Here is a 697-nt window from a genome sequence, read left to right as displayed (position 1 = left end):
AGACTTTATTTTACCCACAGGTTCTGTACTGGTGAGCCAGTTGCATGTCGCACGTAGTGTGTGTCGCCGAGCTGAGCGCCAAGCTGTATTATTGCAGGAGCAACGCCCAGCAGCCATACGCCGCACTGCCATCAGCTTTATCAATCGTTTATCTGATTGGTTGTTTGTCGCCGCACGCTTTTGTACAGATCCCGAACAAGTCTCTGAAGTACTATGGGACAGTCAAGTCTTGCAAAACTTCGCTGACAATCGCTAGTGAATCAAACCTAGTATTGCTAGCATTCTCTGAACTAGGTTGATTTTTTGCTGATAAAAAACCCCGCAGCACTCATGTTACGGGGTTTTTATTACCTAGCAGTATTTATCAATTACCAGTTGCTAACTACTCATAAAATTGCAAAATTAATAAGTAGCGCTATCATCTTCAATGATGACCATATCGATGGTTTCATCTTTTGGCACTGCTTTTGGCGGCGCTGGCGTTACTGGTTTTTTGGTCTCAGTAGTAGCCGCTGCTTGGTTGTTGTCTGTCGAGCTGTTTTGGTTGCTAGTCGGTTTATTGATGGTTGGCGGCGTCGCAGGCTCAGTAGGACGAATTGGCTCAACTGGCGTGATGGTTCTAGGCTGCTGACGAGCAGGTGCTGCTTGAGTATTATTGTTACTGCTTTGGGCTGCTGCACGGCGCTCAGCGCGCTCC

The 697-nt window shown here is 47.2% G+C and carries 1 protein-coding gene and 1 pseudogene; one reads left to right on the top strand and one right to left on the bottom strand.

Annotated elements, in window-relative coordinates; translation table 11 throughout:
• Window positions 1-256, top strand: a 256-nt coding sequence (locus ACS8FC_RS17645) for an ATP:cob(I)alamin adenosyltransferase (protein WP_439297745.1), incomplete at its 5' end; no start/stop codon positions are given.
• Window positions 257-402: 146 nt separating this feature from the next.
• On the opposite strand, the pseudogene ACS8FC_RS17640 reads toward ACS8FC_RS17645, so the two are convergent.
• Window positions 403-697 (bottom strand): annotated as a pseudogene (locus ACS8FC_RS17640) (hypothetical protein); the annotation flags it as partial.

The sequence above is a fragment of the Psychrobacter sp. 1Y4 genome (assembly GCF_051847555.1).
Note: the sequence above shows the minus strand (reverse complement) of the source record. Positions and strands in the feature narration are given on the sequence as shown.